Genomic DNA, 14,673 nt, shown 5'->3' with positions numbered 1-14,673 from the left:
GCGACCCCTTCGCCGTCGGTGCGTACAGGAAGGGGTCGCTCGGGCCGGCCCCCGGAATCGCCGGGGCCGGTGGTGGGGGAGTGATCCGGGAAACCTGGTGTCAGGGCGAGGGGCAGGGGCCCGGGGTCCGGGTGAGGGAGGCGCGGGCGCCGCCGACGACGATGTCGGTGCCGTCGGTCAGCCGGATGTGCAGGGCGTTGACGACGAGACCGCGCCCGTCGCCGTACACCCGCTGCTCGTTGAGGGTGACCGTGCCGAGCTGCGGGAGGGCGACGACGGTGTTCGGAGCCGGGTGGGCGGCGAGCGTGGTGTTGCCCACGCGGGCTCCGGTCAGGGTGGTCGCGCCGGTGACGCCGATCGTGCCCAGAGCCGTGGGTGCGGTCGCGGTGGCCGTGGCGGTCACCGTGGTCGCACTGACCAGGCCGCCGAGGAGGTGCAGTCCGTTCACGGTGGCGGTGGAGGTGGCTGTACGGGCACCGCCGGTGCCGGCGGTGCCCGCCGCGTGGGTCGTGGCGGAGGTGAACGAGCCGGTGGAGGAGCCGATGTGGGTGTTGCCGAGCTGGGCACCGTCGGTGGCCGGATCTTCGGTGCAGGTGACGTCCGCAGGGGCCAGCGGCGCGGTCGGGGCGGCCGTGACGGCCCGGGCGTGTGCGTCCATGAGCAGCGCCACGAACGTCACCGAGGTGCAGCCGGGCGGGTCGATGCCGTGCCGGGCGGTGGTCGCCACGGCGCACAGGGTGTACGTACCGCTGCGGGCCGAGGTCACCCGGACCGTGATCGTGCAGGACTCCTGCCCGGCGGCGAGGTCGCCGCCGGAGGTGAGACCGTGCCCACCGGGGTCGACGGTGACCGTGCCGGAAGGACAGTCGGTGGTGGCGGAGCCGGGGTCGGCGACGAGCCCGGGCGGCAGCTGCTCGGTGAAGGACCAGCCGCGCTTCGCCGCCTTCTCGGTGGTGTTGGTGACGGTGAAGGTCAGCGTGGTCGGGTCGCCGACGCCCACCGGGTCGGGGTCGAAGGCCGTACTGAGCTGCGGTGTGGCGTCCAGGACCCGGAGGTTGTCGATTGCGCCGTCGTTGCCGGTCCCGCTGGCCTGGGCGTTGACCATGCGGACACCGGCCGAGGGGCCCGAGAAGAGCACGGCGTCGTCACCCGCGTAGGTGCCGACGTGGGTGCCGTTTGCGGTGACCGTATCGGCGTCGGTGCACGTGTCGATGGGATCGGTGAACGCCGGGACGGCCCGCTCTCCGTCGAGCAGGGAGAACTCCAGCAGCGGATGCGCGGCGAAGCAGTTGACGGCCGCCGCGTCCACCGAGAAGGTCAGGAAGCGGCCGTTCGCCGCCACCGGCACCGGCTGCACCGTCTCCAGCTGCGTCTTTCCGGCTCCGGGGTTCCCCGCGGTGTACGCGGTGACGGCGTGGTTGGCGGCCGGGTCGCCGCCGGCCCATTCGGCCAGTGCCGACGCCATGGCCTGTTGAGAGGGCCAGGACGTCCCGCAGCCGCTGCCGGCCGGGGCGGTGGCGGGGTCGGCCGCCGAGACCAGCCAGCCGTTGCAGGCGGTCAGCCAGGCCGGGTCGGCGGTGTACGTCTCGGCGAGCGGCGGAGCTCCGGTGTACGAGGTCAGCAGGCGGGGAGCCCCCGGGGCGTTCTCGAACCCCTCCTCGAAGAGGACGGTCGCCGCGCGGGGCACCGGCGCGGGCACGGCCGCGGTTCCGGTGGGCGCGGGTGCGGTGGACGCGGGCAATGCGGCGGCCAGTACCGCTGCGCACGCCAGGCCGGACGTCACGACGGCATGCAGGAACGGTACGGTCCGGCGCGGCCGGCCCGGTAAGTGTCTGTACACGTCTTCCCCTCCTCGATTCACTCCGCAGACCGCGACCGCAGCGTGCGGGACGCCCGTCGTCGAGCAGCGCGGGCCGCCCGACGGTCGCGGCCCGACGCGGCAGGCGATCCCCGGCCGCGAAACGGTGACCAGTCTGGCCGCCGCGCCCGGACCCGGCAGCAGCGCACACAGGAGGGCAGGGCGGCGCGCGCCGGGCGCATGCGCCGTCAGATCCTCTCCAACTGCGCCAGGGGACTGCCGCCTCGGGTAGCCGGCCGCGACGGATCTGCCGACGACTACCGCCCCGGCCGCATCAGCCCCGAGAGGAACCGGCCACCGTCTCCCCGGGGGCCGCCTTTCTCGCCTGCCCGGCCTCCACGCCGGTTCTGACACCGCTTTCGCCTCCGCCTTCGGGCGCAGTGCGGCGGGCGGCGGGCGTCGGCCCTCCCCGATCTGGCGGAACTCCTCCCCGCCGGCCTCGGGGTGCGTGCCGGCGAGGGAGTCGACACTGACGATGCGGTGGAGCGGGACCCGGACCGCACCGGTCCGCGAGGTGCCGAACTCGACCTCGGCCCGCTCCGCAGACGGGGTCCATTCGAGCCTGACCATCCAGTCGAACTCCCTCCTCCTCACACCCAGGGGGCCTGGGCGAGCCCGAGCGGGGTGCCCGCGGCGACGAGCTCGGCCAGGTTCTCCCGTCCGCAGAACTCGGCGATCCGACCGGGATGGTGCAGCGTCCCCTGCGGGTTGCCGGACAGGTCGACCAGCAGCCCGCGGGCGGTGAACCTGCGGGCCACGAACGAGGTGACGCCGTTTTCCCGCTCATTGTGTTCGGCGTGCCGAGCGGGGCGGCGATCCGGTCCACCGCCGCTCCACCCGAGATCGGCTCCTTGCTCATCGCGGCCCGTGCGGCGCCGGCGTCCAGCGCCTCGACGGCCGCCCACGACTGCTTCCCCGAGGAGACGCCGGGGGACGGGACGACCCCGGTGCCCCGCGCCCACCGGCACACCGTCACCGCCACCTTGAGCCGCTGGGCGTCCTGGTACTCCAGTGCGGTTTCGTGATCTGTCCGGCGAGTTCATCGGCGGCCAGGAAGACCGGAGCCTGCACTCTGCCGCTGCCAGGCGGTGGCGGTCAGGCGTTCGGCGACGGTGTCCGCGCGGACGGGGGCCCGGCCCTGGTCGATCCACACCCGCGTTGAACAGGCGACGGCCATCACGTAGCCGGTCCCGCGTGCCTCCAGACCCGCACGAAGCTGTGGGTCCTGCCCGTATAGGCTTCGTCGCCGGTCACCCACTGTGCCTCCACCCCGGCGTCCGGCACGGCAGTGATCATCTCCCGGGCCGGACGGGACTTGGTCGCGAACGGGACCGTCCCGGGTGTCCCGGCCGCCTGGCGGCGTTCGGAATCGGTGCACCAGGAGTGTTCGGGCAGGTGGAGCCGGCGGTCGATCAGTGCCCGTTCCCGGCTGGTGGCACAGGCGAGGAAGGCACCGACCTGAGAGTTCTCGATGTGCCCGGCGGTGCCGGTGTACTGCCGCTGGACGCCTGCCGGGGCCCGGCCCTTCTTCACGAAGCCGGTCTCGTCCGTGATCAGCACGCCGCCGTCGGCGCCGAGGTGTTCGACGGCGTGGGTGCGGATGTCGTCCCGGACGGCGTCGGCGTCCCAGCGGGCGTAGCGCGGCAGTCGCTGCATCGGCCCCGGTCGGACGTGACCAGCCTGTTCTGCCCACTGCCGGCAGTCCTTCCGCTCGACGCGCGACAGCAGCCCGAGCAGGTGGGCGCGGGCGGTCGCCCGGGGCTCAACTCGGCCGAACCGGACTGCGATCCGGGCCATGATCTGGTCGAACATCACCCGCCGGCGGGCACGGTCCACGCCGTGGCCGCGGCCACGGCGTGATCTTCAGGAGTCCACACAGCCCCCGATGATCACGCGATGGCCGCACCCGTTCCCAGCCGGGTCCGTCACGAGATCGCGAAATCAGAACGGATGACCAGAAGTCCCGTCGCCCCCGACATTGGCCACCATCTTGCGCAGTACCTTGAGCGCGGCCACGTACTCCTCGTCGCTGATGCCCCGGTGGACCACGGCGCGTACCTCGGTCGCCAACTCACGGAGCCGAGCTCTGGCGGCCTCCCCGGCGTCCGTGAGGTGCAGGCGCTGCCCGTCGTCGATCCGGAGCCATTCGCGGTGGAGCAGCTGGTCGACGACCCTGGCGATCTCGTGCGGCCCGTCGGCGAGGTGCGTCAGCTGTGCGATCGTCTCCTCGCGGCTCGGCGCCGTGAGACCGCCGTTCACACGGTTGAGCACCCAGTACTGCGGCTGCGTGACGTCGATCTTGGCCATGGCGTCACGCAGATGCCGGGTGACGGCCGTCTGGGTCAGGCCGCACCAGTAGCCGACCGGCTGGGTGGCCAGCACGTCATCGGTGGCGGCAGGGTCCGCCGGCGCCTGGTCGGTGGTGGATCCCGTCGGTAATTCCATGATCGCGACGCTGTACGCCTCCGGCGTGCCGAAGCATCGGAACGCGACGTTCACCGCAACTCGTCCTGGGCGCGCATCGGAACTGCCGACGGCCGTACTCCTCGGGTCCGCCACAGCCCGCGCCGTCATGCCGAAGCCCACCGCGGCCTGTGCCGACGATGGCCCACCCACGCAGCCGGCGGGGACATCACGAAACCGCACCGGAGTACGAGACCCCGCAGAGCCGCACGGTCGTCCGCCGGCAGGCGCCCGGGACACCGATGACGCCGCGGCGGACGGGGCGGCGGCAGCGGAGCGACGCGTTTCCACAGGTCATCAGGCACAGGATCACCCGACACCCGCGCCACTCTGCCGCGACCACGCCCGACCGCCAGCCCCCGACACCGAACCCATTCCGAAACGATCAGCAAGGCCGCGTTTGAGGTCTCAGTAATTCTGAGAGTGCGGCTCATGAGCTGATGTCCGTTCCTGGCGGCTCGCTCACCAGCGGCGGGTGGTGGCTGACCTCCCCACGCGTAGTGCGATCGGCCGGCTCGGGAACTGCGAGCAGGGCTGTGGCGTCCGAGCTGCCGTGAAGGAAGAGATCAAGGGTCTTGCTGGTTTCCTCGTCGCCGGTCTGGGTGCCACAGCGGTACTGCTGGCCTGGGCACCGCTGGCGAGGGTCAATGTGGTGGGTGGATTCGACGGGAGGCACCAGGACCTCAGCGTGCTCTACGTGGACCTGCCCCTCATCGCCGCGGGGGGCGCCTTGGTGCCGCTCGCCTTCTGGATGCTCGCCTTGCGCCGGTTCCATCGCCCGTGGCTCGCCGCCTTGGTCGTCGTCACCGCGGTCGGCCTGGGGATCTGGGGCCTGACGAGTTGGTGGGCTCCTTATCAGGCGCCTGAGTTCGGCTACTGAGATGGCGGTTCATGAGCCCTTGCGTTCTGTATGTCTTCGCGTGATGGCGTGAGTGCGGGCGGAACCCTCCAGCCCACAGCAGATGGTCTGCTGGTGTGGCGGGGTGAGCGAACGCAAGCCGTACCCGAGCGACCTGGGGCGTGCATCGAAACGGATCTTGAGCCGTGAATGATCACCGTTCATGGGACGAGGAGATCTCACGGACGAGCAGTGGGCGGTGCTGGAACCGTTGCTGCCGAAGGACGCGAGAGTGGGACGGCCCCTTGTCTGGCCGCGCCGGCAGATGATCGACGGCATACGGTTCCGTGTGCGGACCGGTGTTCCGTGGCGGGACGTGCCCGTCGCGTACGGACGATGGAGCCGGATCTATGACTCGTTCCGCCGGTGGCAGCGCAACGGCACCTGGCAGCGGATCCTCACCCGGCTCCAGTCCCTGGCCGATTCGGAGGGAGCGATCGCGCGGGACCTGGGCGTCGACTCCACGGTGTGCCGCGCCCATCAACACGCGGCCGGGGCTCGCAAGCAGGGCAACCTGCAGAAGGAGCCGCCGGGCGGTACGTTCACCGAGTCCGATGATCACGGACCGGGTCGCTCGCGCGGTGGGTTCACCACCAAGTCGCACCTGGCCGTCGAGCAGGGGCAGGAGCCCATGTCGATCGTTGTCACGGCCGGGCAGCGCGGCGACTCGCCGCAGTTCGAACCGGTGCTGGAGAAGGTCCGCGTGCCCCGCCTCGGGCCGGGCCGACCACGCGTCCGATCCGATCAGGTGCGGGCGGACAAGGCGTATGCCTCCCGAAGAAACCGCGCCTATCTGCGCCGCTGCGGCATCCGCTGCACCATTCCGGACGAGGCCGATCAGGCGCGCAACCGCGAGAAGCTCGGTTCCCTCGGTGGTCGGCCGCCCGGGTTCAACGCCGAGGACCACAAGGCTCGGCATGCCGTCGAGCGCTGTATCAACCGCTTCAAAAGGAACCGGGCCGTGGCCACGAGATACGACAAGCTCGCGGGCCGCTACGAAGCCACTGTCCTCGTAGCGACCATCAACGAATGGCTGTGACCAGCTCAACCAGGAGCGACGGACGGGTTTCTGCGGAGCTGTGGAGGTTCAGCTGTTGATGGCGTGTTCGACGAACTGGCCGCAGGCGCGGAACCCCAGGCGGCGATACACGGGCTCACCGTCGGCCGACGCCTGCAGGACCGCGATGCCGTGGTCTCGTTCGCGGGCGGCGTGAAGGGCCGCGAGCGTGACGCCTCCGCCGTAGCCGCGCCGGCGGTGGGCGGCCAGGGTGGAGATGTTGTAGATGCCGGCGACTCCCGCGTGGTGGAACACCTCGGCGGAGCAGACCGGACGGTTCTCCACGTAGCCCACCAGGTACCGGGCCGGGCAGGTCGCGGCCAGCGCCTGGGAGGCGGTCCGGGCGAAGAAGTCCCGGACGGTTTCGGCGGGTGGATTCCAGTTCGCGGCGAGGACCGTGGCGTAGTCGGCGAGCTGCTCGGGCGTGGTCACCGTTCGGATGTCCAGACCCGGGACGGAGGGACTCGGCAGGGTGTCGTCCAGCTCGGCCCACATCGCCGTCTCACGCTCGGACACCGGCAGACCGGCTGCGGTCAGGCGGGTGGTGAGATCTGTCGGTGTCGATGCAGGTCCCACCCACCAGGAGAAGCCGCGGCCGGTGCCGACCAACGACCCGACGGTCTCGGAGATGCGGGCCGCGGCGTCGTCGGCGGTGAAACGGGCCGCTGCGACGATGTTGAACGTGTCGTCGTCCAGGCCGCTGTCTGCGACCAGGAGGTCATCGGTCTCCGTGACGGTCGCACCGGAGATGCTCCGGTGCAGATGGCAGGCGTGTTCCGCCAGGTTCCGCTCCATCCTGTACGTCAAGTCGGCTTCATCGGGAAAGTAATCATTCATGGGGAATCATCCCAGCACGGCGGAGCGAGAGCCGCATGTCATTTTAGGCGGTGCCACGCCGACGACCAGCCCTTTCGACACACGCTCCAAAGGGTGTCGCGGAAGGTCGGGCTTCAGCAGGCTGAAGTGGCTTCTGGCCTGTTGTTCCACCGTGTCACGGCGAGGTCGTGCGTGGTGGCGACGGCCTGGACCGCGTGGTGGGGGCCGTCTCCTTTCTGGCGGCAGTCGCACGGGATCTTCCGGTTCTTCGTCCGGGCGAAGGTGTGCTCGACGCGGGCACGGACGCGTCGGTGTTCGGCGTTGTCCTCCTCCTGGTCGCACAGGAGCGGGCGGCCGGCTCTTCTGCGGTGCGGGGCTATCAGGCCGGTGCCGAGGTGGGCGCCGTCAGCGATCACCGTCGTTCCGGCCGCCGTGGCCGACAGGCCCGATTCCCGCCACACGGGGGCGTCGGCCCTGTTGCCCGGCGCCGGTCGGGCCGGGTCGGGCCCGGGCGATCACCAGGCGGGTGTCCGCGTCGATGACGGCCTGCACGTTCGCCGAAAACCGGTAGGTGCGGGAGGAGGCTTCGACGGTGCGGTCGCGGACCGGGATCGAGGTTCCGTCCACGATCCACAGCCGGTCGACGTCGGCGACCGGCCGCGGGGCGGGCTCCAGGGCCAGCAACGGACGCAGCCGGTGGACGGCCCGGCAGACGGTGGCCGGGGAGATCCCGAAGAGCGGAACGAGCTGCCGCATGGTGAGGTTCGTCCGGTGGTGGACGGCCACCAGCAGGACCCGGTCGGCCAGCGGCAGGCACCACGGTCGGCCACCACCGGGACCGTTCCCGCCCCGCTCCCTCATTGCTTTCACCAGCTTCGCGAAGTTGGAGGCGCTGCGCGGCCCCGTGGGCGATCTGTTCGCCCGTCCAGCCTCGCGGGAGAATCTGCGGCGATGGCGCGCGGGCTGCTGAGCGAGGTGCCGCGTAAGAACCTGTGGCAGCCGGCGGAGTTCGCGGGTCGTCCCCACCCTGGCCGGCTGCAGGGCTTCCTGGCGAAGGCATCCTGTGACGCGGACGAGCTGCGCGACCGGGTCCGCGCGTATGCGGTCACCGCCCTGGCCGCCGACGACGCGGTGCTGATCGCGGACGAGACCGGCGACATCGAAAAGGGCACCAAGACCGCGGGCGCGCAGCGCCAGTACGCCGGCACCGCGGGCCGGATCGAGAACGCCCGGGTCAGCGTCCACCTGTTGTACGGCTCAAGCCGGGGCCGCGCTCTGATCGACCGCGAGCTCCACCTCGGCAGGCCCTGGGTCGGCACCACTGCCGAACACGAGTGACGCCGTGCCGAGCAGGGCATCCCGCCCGAGCGGGCCACCACGGTGGCGGCCAAGCCGGAGCTGGCCCGGCGCATGCTGGAACGCGCCCTGGCCGCCAAGGTGCCCTTCACCTACTTCCTCGCCGATGAGGCGCACGGGCGGTGCCGCGCGCCGCGCGCCTGGCTGGAGGAACGCCAGGTGCGCTATGTGCTCGCGGTACCCAAGGACGAGGTGGTCCAGCTGCCGGACGGACGCACCCGCCAGGCCCGCGAGCTGCACGTCCTTGTGCCCATGGAGGCGTCGAGCGCCGCTCATTGCGCCGACGGCGCCCAGGGCCCCCGCGAGTACGACTGGACAGCCGTCCGGCTCGCCTCCACAGCGGAAGGGCTGGAACGCCACCTGCTGATCCGCCGCTCCACCGTGCCCGACGAGAAGACCGGCGGACTCGTCCGTGAGATCACTTACTTCCTGTGCCACACCGCCCCGGGCGTGACCATGGCCGAGCTGGTGACCGCCGCCGGGCAGCGGTGGATGGTGGAGGAGGCGTTCCAGGTCGCCAAGGGACAGGCGGGACTGGACGAGCACGAGGTGCGTAAGTGGTGCTCGCGGTACCGGCACGCCACCGTGTGCGTGCTCGCCATGGTCTTCCTGGTCACCGCCCGGAGTCGGCCAATACCCTGTCAGCCGCTGACGCCCGGCCACCGGCCGTGAACGGGATCCGCCGCCTGTACGACCAGATTGTCCTCGCTCCCTTCCGGACCTGACTGGCCATGCACTGGCACCGCTGGCGCACCCGCCACCAGGACCGGGCCCGGACCAGCCACTACCGTGCCCGAGCCACACACCCTCCTCGCCGTGAAACCACCGGCCGTGACATCAGTGATGCCAGGCCCGCCCGCCCGTGTTGTGGATGAACCGCTGCAACACCTTGAGGGTGGTCAGGTACTCCTCGTCGGAGATACCCGCGTGTCGTTGCGCCCAGAGCTCGTCCTGAAGGGCCGCGGCCTTGTCGTAGAAGGCCCTGCCTTCATCCGTGATGCCCAGGCGTCCTTCGGAATCCTCAGTGATCCAGCCCTGAGCGATGATCGTGTCGATCTCTGACTCCATGGTTTCCGGGCCGGTGTCGAGGTAGTTCCGAAGGAGACGGGACACTTCGTCACGGGTCTTGACGGTATCGGCGTTCGCCACCTGTGCGAGGGCCCACCACTGCGGTTGGGTGGTACCGATCCCGGCCAGGGCGGCCCGGGTGCGGGCGATGACGGCCCTGTAGGCCGCCCAACTCCAATAGCCGATGGGCTGCTTGATCAAATGGGCGTCACTGTGCGAGTACTCCACGGCTGCAATCCCTGTCGTTGTCTGAGTCGGTTCGACGAGATCGACCGTAGAAGCTCAACCAGACTTGAGGTCAAGGGCGTACCGGTCGACTCTCCGAGAGGGCGCTGCTCACTTGCCCGGGCGGTCGCGCAGGGTGTGGAGGAGCAGGTCGTGGAACTCGGCGGCGGCTGCCTCGATCGGGCGGTGCTCTGCTCGGCCGGGCACATGATCACCGCGCCTTCGACCGCGGCGATGATGAAGGCGCCGAGCCGTCGGCTGCGTTCCTCTGTCAGCCCCTGCCGGGCAAGGAGTCCTGCGAGGGCTTCCTGTCAGCGGGCGAAGACGGCGGCGGAGCGGGCAAGCCGGGGTGCGTCGTCGTTGGTCTCGACGGCGACCGTCACGATCGGCCAGCCGGCCCTGAAGTCGCTCTCGACGAGTCGGTCGCGCCAGGGCACGAAGAACGTGTCGACGGCTTCCACTGGATCGTCCGCCTGCATGGCGGCGTCGATCAGGCCCGCGATGAAGTCCCCCGCCAGCGCCAGCGCCAGTGCCTCACCGCACAGGACACGATCTTCCTGATCGTTTCGGAATGGGTTCGGTGTTGGGGGTTGGCGGTCGGGCGTGGTCGCGGCAGAGTGGCGCGGGTGTCGGGTGATCTCGTGCCTGATGGCCTGTGGGAACGCGTCGCTCCGCTGCCGCCCCGTCCGCCGCGGCGTCATCGGTATCCCGGGTGCCTGTCGGCGGACGACCGTGCGGCTCTGTAGGGCACCGTGCACGTGCTGCGCAAGAACGTCAGCCGGAGAGACGTGCCCGCCGAGCTGACCGGGTGTGCAGTGGAGTGACGGCCCGGTGCCTGCGGGACTGGACCGAGGTCGGCGTCTGGCCCCGCCTGCACCAAGTGCTCCTGGCCGAACTGCGCAAGGCCGGCCTGCTGGACATGGACGGCGCCGCGATCGACGGCTCGCGCATCAGGGCCTTGAAAGGGGGGCTCACACCGGACCTTCGCCGGTCGGCCGTGCCCGGCCGGGCAGCAGGCACCACCTGATCGTCGACCGTCACAGCACTCTTCTTGCTGTGACGCTGACCGGCGGAAAGCGTCATGACGTCACCCGGCTGACGCCGCTGCTGGCCGCGATTGCCCGCACCCGCGGCCTGATGGGCCGGCCTCGTCACCGGCCGCGACGACTGTCCGCCGACCGCGGCTACGACTACGACAAGTACCACCGCATCCTCCGGGCCCGCGGCACCACACCTGAGATCGCCCGACCCGGCGTCCCGCACGGTTCGGTTCCGGGCAGGACACGCCGGCTCGTGGAGCGGACCTTCGCCCGGCTCCACCAGTTCAAACACCTCCGCATCCGCTGCGAGATAAGCGCCGACCTCCACCTTGGCCTGCTCCAACTCGCCTGCGGCGTCATCTGCTTGCGACGACTCCGAACCTCATTCCGAAGGGATCAGTTAGAACGCAAAAAAGCGGCTTTTCCGCCCGGGGCTTGGGCCCGGGCGGAAGGGGCCGCTTTGCGATGTTCAGGTGGTGAGGTCGAGGTCGGGTGGGAGGTGGCGTTCGGCGTGGGTGTGGTCGAGGGGGCGGTACGACGTCGTCCAGGTGCCGTGGATCCGGGCCCAGGTGCGGTGGAGCGGGCCGGTGAGGGGGTCTCGGTGCCGGGATGGGTGAGGACCAGGGCGACGGGGTCGGTGTCCGGCCACTGTCCTTTGGCGGGGCGTGCATGCTCCAGGCCACGAGCATCGAGGGTGAGGCGTACGGCGATGTCGCCGTGTCCGGTTCATGGTGCCGGGTGTCGGCGGGCGGCAAGGAGCATGATGAACCCGCTGACTACTTTGCGGTCTTCTGGTGAAGAGACGGCGTTCTGACCCTGCACTGTTCAGCCGGGCCAACAGGTGCCACTCGATGTCGCGCACTTGGACTGGAAGCGCGCGTCCTGTTGGCGCGTACGATGCCTCGAGCTGTATTCGCCTCACGCGCTCGGCGCGTTCCGGGGGCGAGGGCCGGACGACGTCGGACTGAAGGCTGCGGCCTGAGGCGCAGCTCGCGGTCGACGGGGTTACGAACCCTCAGTGAACGCGATGGCGTGGTCAACGGCCCACCGACGAAACGTTCGCGGCGCCGTCCCGAGGATGTCGGCCACCGCAGTGGTGATGTAGGCAGGCTGTCCGATCGCCGCACTCCAGGCGGTGAGCAGCATGTTGATGGCCGAGCCGGGCACCGTACCCGCCCACAGGCTTCGGAACTCGTCTGGCGTTATCTCTTCGAATGCGATCCGGCGTCCCAGGGCGTCACCGATGACGTCCACCTGCGCGGCTTGGGTCAGCGATTCGGGGCCCGTAAGGACATAGTCGCCTCCGACGTGTCCGCCCTGATAGAGCGTCCGTACCGCGACGGCTGCGATGTCGCGGTCGTCGACCGGTGCCGCCTCGGCAGCGCTGTAAGGCCACCGGACGACTTCGCCGGCTCGGATCGCGGGCGCCCACCAGGCCAGCGAGTTCGACGCGAACATCCCCGGCCGGATGATCGTCGACTCGAGTCCGGTGGCCGCGATGAGCCGCTCGATGTCGGCGTGCAGCACCGCCATGGGATTGGGCTGTTGGAAGAGGGGGTGCGGCGTCTGATGCGGGGAGGAGAGGAAGACGATCCGCCGCACGCGGGCTGCCAGCCGCTCGACGACTGCCTCCGCAGTCCGAGGTGGGGCGGTCCAGACGAGGAAGACCGCACCGGCGCCGTCCAATGCCGGGTCGAGTGTCTCAGGCGCGGTGAGGTCACCGACGAAGACCTCGGCCTTCGCCGGCAGCGTCACCGCCGCCCCAGAGCGACGGGCGAGGGCACGCACCGGCACGCCCGCGTCGAGCAGTTGGTCGATGACGAGGCGACCGACCCGGCCCGTCGCCCCAGTGACCAGCACGGGGGGAGCATCTGTCTGATTCATGCCACCCATGAAAACGTTACTCGGTTAGAAAGGCAACTCGGTTAAGAATGTTACAGTGGTCAGATGAGCGAGTCGACGGGACTGCGGGCCCGCAAGAAGGAGCGGACGCGCGACGCCATCGGAGACGCGGCCGTCGCGCTGTTCCTGGAGCGCGGCTTCGACCGCGTCTCGGTCAACGACATCGCCGCGGCGGCCGAGGTCTCCAAGCCGACTCTCTTCCGGTACTTCCCCACCAAGGAAGACCTGGTGCTGCACCGGTTTGCCGATCACCAGGGCGAGGCGGCACGCGTCGTACGTGACCGCGAGTCCGGCATCAAGCCGGTGACGGCGCTGCACCGGCACTTCCGGGCAGGCCTCGATCGGTACGACCCTGTCACCGGTCTCAGCGATCACCCCGAGGTGGTGGCGTTCCATCGGCTGGTGTTCACCACACCGAGCCTGGCAGGACGGCTCACGCGGTACCAGCTCGAAGACGAGGAGGCACTGGCGGACGCCCTCGGCGAAGACATCCAGGCACGCCTGCTAGCCGCCCAGGTGCTCGCGGTGCAACGGGTGCTCGCCCGGACCAACTGGCAGAAGATCGCCGACGGTCGCACCGCCCACGACGTCCACCCCGAGGCCGTGGCCGACGCCGACCAGGCATTCAACCAACTGCCGTGACAGGCGCCGCTCCCAGTCGAGGAAGACTCTGCGGCCTGGTGCAGGCACGGCCAGATGACTCCCCGGGGCCGTCGGTTGGGAATCAGAACTGGCCACCGACATCACGATCCTTCCTGCGATCCCGTTTCGTCATTGGAGCAGGCAGCGAGGTAGTCCGCCCAGCGGGGCGGCCTTCGCGGACGGTCCGGCGACCGCCGAAGTTGGGCCGTACGACCAGGAGCAGGAGCAGGAGCAGGAGCAGGAGCACGGCGGCGGTCGCGAGGGTGAGGACGGTGGCTCCGCCGGCGATCCGCGTGGATAGCGGGAATGGCTTGTCGGCGAGGCCGGCCAGATCGGCCAGGGCCGTGCCGTCGAAGGCCAGCAGTAACGAGGCCTTGCTGTCGGTGTGGCTGAAAGCGCGCGGGTTCCCGGAATCCTTAGCGTGGGGAGGCCGGAACCCGTACGTCAGCTGATGGCTGTGGTGGTCCGGCGTGTGGTTTCGCCGTGATGTACGGACTTTGGTTTCCTGAGCGTTCGCGGTGCCGCATCTGAGTGGCTGTCTCACAGGCCAGTGCGGGTTCGGCATGCCGTCATTACTCATGTGCGCCCGCTGCCAAACCCCCTTCCGGTTGAACGGCGTCTCCGTGGCGAACCGGTGCCGCTGACCGCACGGACACGGCACCAGCACCCGTGCGCACCCACAGCACAGCTTTACTCAGCCGTGCCCGGTCGAGTTCGACACCAGCGGTCTCTCGTCCCCGCAGGCGGGGCATTGTCGGTGGCTATGTCGGCCACCCGGAACCCGCCGGCGGCGAACAGGTCGGGCATGGTGAGCAGTCCGTGCAGGAACGCGCCGAGCGGGTCGGTCGGGCACGGCCCGTGCTCCTCGTCCGGCTCGAAGTTGTTGCACTCGGCGATCCGCATAACCGCCGTGCCGACTTCCGCCGGAGTCCGCTTCCCGTCCAGTACGAGGCAGCCGTACGACTCGTGCTCGCCAACCGGTCACAGGACGAAGTCGCCGGCAGCGAAGGTATCCAGAACGGGTTGCATCACAACCACACAGGGATGGTGTCGGACCCGCTGCGTCGCCGCCACGGGCTTTCGCTGCGGCATCGGGCTCGGCGGATGCCTGCCACCCGGGCAGCTTCGCATTTCGTTCCGGGTAGGCGATGCCGGCGTAGCGCATGGTGATCTGTTCGGCGATGCCGAAGAGTCGCACGAGCCCGAGCGGGTCGCCGGTGGTGAACGCTTCGTTCCCAACGTCTCGCCAGGTGCCGAACACCACTACCGCAGGCGCCGCGACGAACAAGGAGACTGGCACGCGCCCGCCCGGCGCACCTCTTCAATCGTTTGCCCGGGCAGCTCTTTC

Annotated in this window: 12 protein-coding genes and 4 pseudogenes; 6 read left to right on the top strand and 10 right to left on the bottom strand. The window is 70.1% G+C overall.

Annotated elements, in window-relative coordinates; all coding sequences use genetic code 11:
• Positions 1-100: 100 nt before the first annotated feature.
• Entirely contained in the window at positions 101-1,783 is a 1,683-nt protein-coding gene (locus tag ACIQKA_RS28790) for a choice-of-anchor P family protein (protein WP_402542843.1), read from the bottom strand.
• Positions 1,784-2,448: 665 nt separating this feature from the next.
• Positions 2,449-2,616, bottom strand: coding sequence for a hypothetical protein (locus ACIQKA_RS28785; protein WP_391096883.1), 168 nt, complete (start codon positions 2,614-2,616; stop codon positions 2,449-2,451).
• A 39-nt stretch (positions 2,617-2,655) separates the two neighbouring features.
• On the opposite strand from ACIQKA_RS28785, the gene ACIQKA_RS28780 reads away from it, so the two are divergent.
• Positions 2,656-2,883 carry a hypothetical protein gene (locus ACIQKA_RS28780; protein ID WP_402542842.1) on the top strand — a complete coding sequence of 76 codons (228 nt, stop codon included), beginning with the start codon at positions 2,656-2,658 and terminating at the stop codon, positions 2,881-2,883.
• 151 nt (positions 2,884-3,034) lie between these two features.
• On the opposite strand, the gene ACIQKA_RS28775 is transcribed toward ACIQKA_RS28780, so the two are convergent.
• The gene (locus tag ACIQKA_RS28775; RefSeq protein WP_402542841.1) at positions 3,035-3,694 is read right to left on the bottom strand and encodes an IS701 family transposase; all 660 of its coding nucleotides are present in this window, start codon (positions 3,692-3,694) and stop codon (positions 3,035-3,037) included.
• Between the two features lie 105 nt (positions 3,695-3,799).
• Positions 3,800-4,303, bottom strand: a complete 504-nt coding sequence (locus ACIQKA_RS28770) for a MarR family winged helix-turn-helix transcriptional regulator (RefSeq protein ID WP_383431504.1) — start codon at positions 4,301-4,303, stop codon at positions 3,800-3,802.
• A 571-nt stretch (positions 4,304-4,874) separates the two neighbouring features.
• On the opposite strand from ACIQKA_RS28770, the gene ACIQKA_RS28765 reads away from it, so the two are divergent.
• Together ACIQKA_RS28765 and ACIQKA_RS28760 are read left to right on the top strand one after the other, a co-directional pair.
• The gene (locus ACIQKA_RS28765; protein ID WP_402542840.1) at positions 4,875-5,201 is read left to right on the top strand and encodes a hypothetical protein; all 327 of its coding nucleotides are present in this window, start codon (positions 4,875-4,877) and stop codon (positions 5,199-5,201) included.
• 181 nt (positions 5,202-5,382) lie between these two features.
• Positions 5,383-6,258, top strand: a complete 876-nt coding sequence (locus tag ACIQKA_RS28760; protein WP_402542839.1) for an IS5 family transposase — start codon at positions 5,383-5,385, stop codon at positions 6,256-6,258.
• Positions 6,259-6,306: 48 nt separating this feature from the next.
• Here the strand turns inward: ACIQKA_RS28760 and ACIQKA_RS28755 are convergent, their stop codons facing one another.
• Together ACIQKA_RS28755 and ACIQKA_RS28750 are read right to left on the bottom strand one after the other, a co-directional pair.
• The gene (locus ACIQKA_RS28755) at positions 6,307-7,071 is read right to left on the bottom strand and encodes a GNAT family N-acetyltransferase (RefSeq protein ID WP_402542865.1); all 765 of its coding nucleotides are present in this window, start codon (positions 7,069-7,071) and stop codon (positions 6,307-6,309) included.
• A 155-nt stretch (positions 7,072-7,226) separates the two neighbouring features.
• Positions 7,227-8,004 (bottom strand): annotated as a pseudogene (locus ACIQKA_RS28750) (transposase family protein); the annotation flags it as partial.
• Positions 8,005-8,043: 39 nt separating this feature from the next.
• Between ACIQKA_RS28750 and ACIQKA_RS28745 the strand changes: the two are divergent.
• A pseudogene (locus ACIQKA_RS28745) lies at positions 8,044-9,120 on the top strand (IS701 family transposase).
• 165 nt (positions 9,121-9,285) lie between these two features.
• Here the strand turns inward: ACIQKA_RS28745 and ACIQKA_RS28740 are convergent.
• Both ACIQKA_RS28740 and ACIQKA_RS28735 read right to left on the bottom strand, forming a co-directional pair.
• Entirely contained in the window at positions 9,286-9,744 is a 459-nt protein-coding gene (locus tag ACIQKA_RS28740) for a MarR family winged helix-turn-helix transcriptional regulator (protein WP_383431512.1), read from the bottom strand.
• 239 nt (positions 9,745-9,983) lie between these two features.
• Positions 9,984-10,442: pseudogene (locus ACIQKA_RS28735) on the bottom strand (hypothetical protein); the annotation flags it as partial.
• Here ACIQKA_RS28735 and ACIQKA_RS28730 point away from each other — a divergent pair.
• Positions 10,368-11,163, top strand: a pseudogene (locus ACIQKA_RS28730) (IS5 family transposase); the annotation flags it as partial. The pseudogenes ACIQKA_RS28735 and ACIQKA_RS28730 sit on opposite strands and share 75 nt — an antisense overlap.
• Positions 11,164-11,786: 623 nt before the next feature.
• Here ACIQKA_RS28730 and ACIQKA_RS28725 read toward each other — a convergent pair.
• Positions 11,787-12,665 (bottom strand): SDR family oxidoreductase, encoded by an 879-nt coding sequence (locus ACIQKA_RS28725; RefSeq protein WP_402542838.1) that lies wholly within the window; start codon positions 12,663-12,665, stop codon positions 11,787-11,789.
• Between the two features lie 63 nt (positions 12,666-12,728).
• Here ACIQKA_RS28725 and ACIQKA_RS28720 point away from each other — a divergent pair, with 63 nt between their 5' ends.
• Positions 12,729-13,325: a TetR/AcrR family transcriptional regulator gene (locus ACIQKA_RS28720; RefSeq protein WP_402542837.1), complete on the top strand. Its 597-nt coding sequence runs from the start codon at positions 12,729-12,731 to the stop codon at positions 13,323-13,325.
• An 82-nt stretch (positions 13,326-13,407) separates the two neighbouring features.
• Here the strand turns inward: ACIQKA_RS28720 and ACIQKA_RS28715 are convergent, their stop codons facing one another.
• Complete coding sequence (locus ACIQKA_RS28715; RefSeq protein ID WP_402542836.1) at positions 13,408-13,905, bottom strand: hypothetical protein; 498 nt, start codon at positions 13,903-13,905, stop codon at positions 13,408-13,410.
• Positions 13,906-14,673 lie beyond the last annotated feature (768 nt).

Origin of the sequence: Streptomyces sp. NPDC092045, from assembly GCF_044756005.1 — a bacterium.
In the GTDB taxonomy this organism is placed as follows: Bacteria; Actinomycetota; Actinomycetes; order Streptomycetales; family Streptomycetaceae; genus Streptomyces.
Note: the sequence above shows the minus strand (reverse complement) of the source record. Positions and strands in the feature narration are given on the sequence as shown.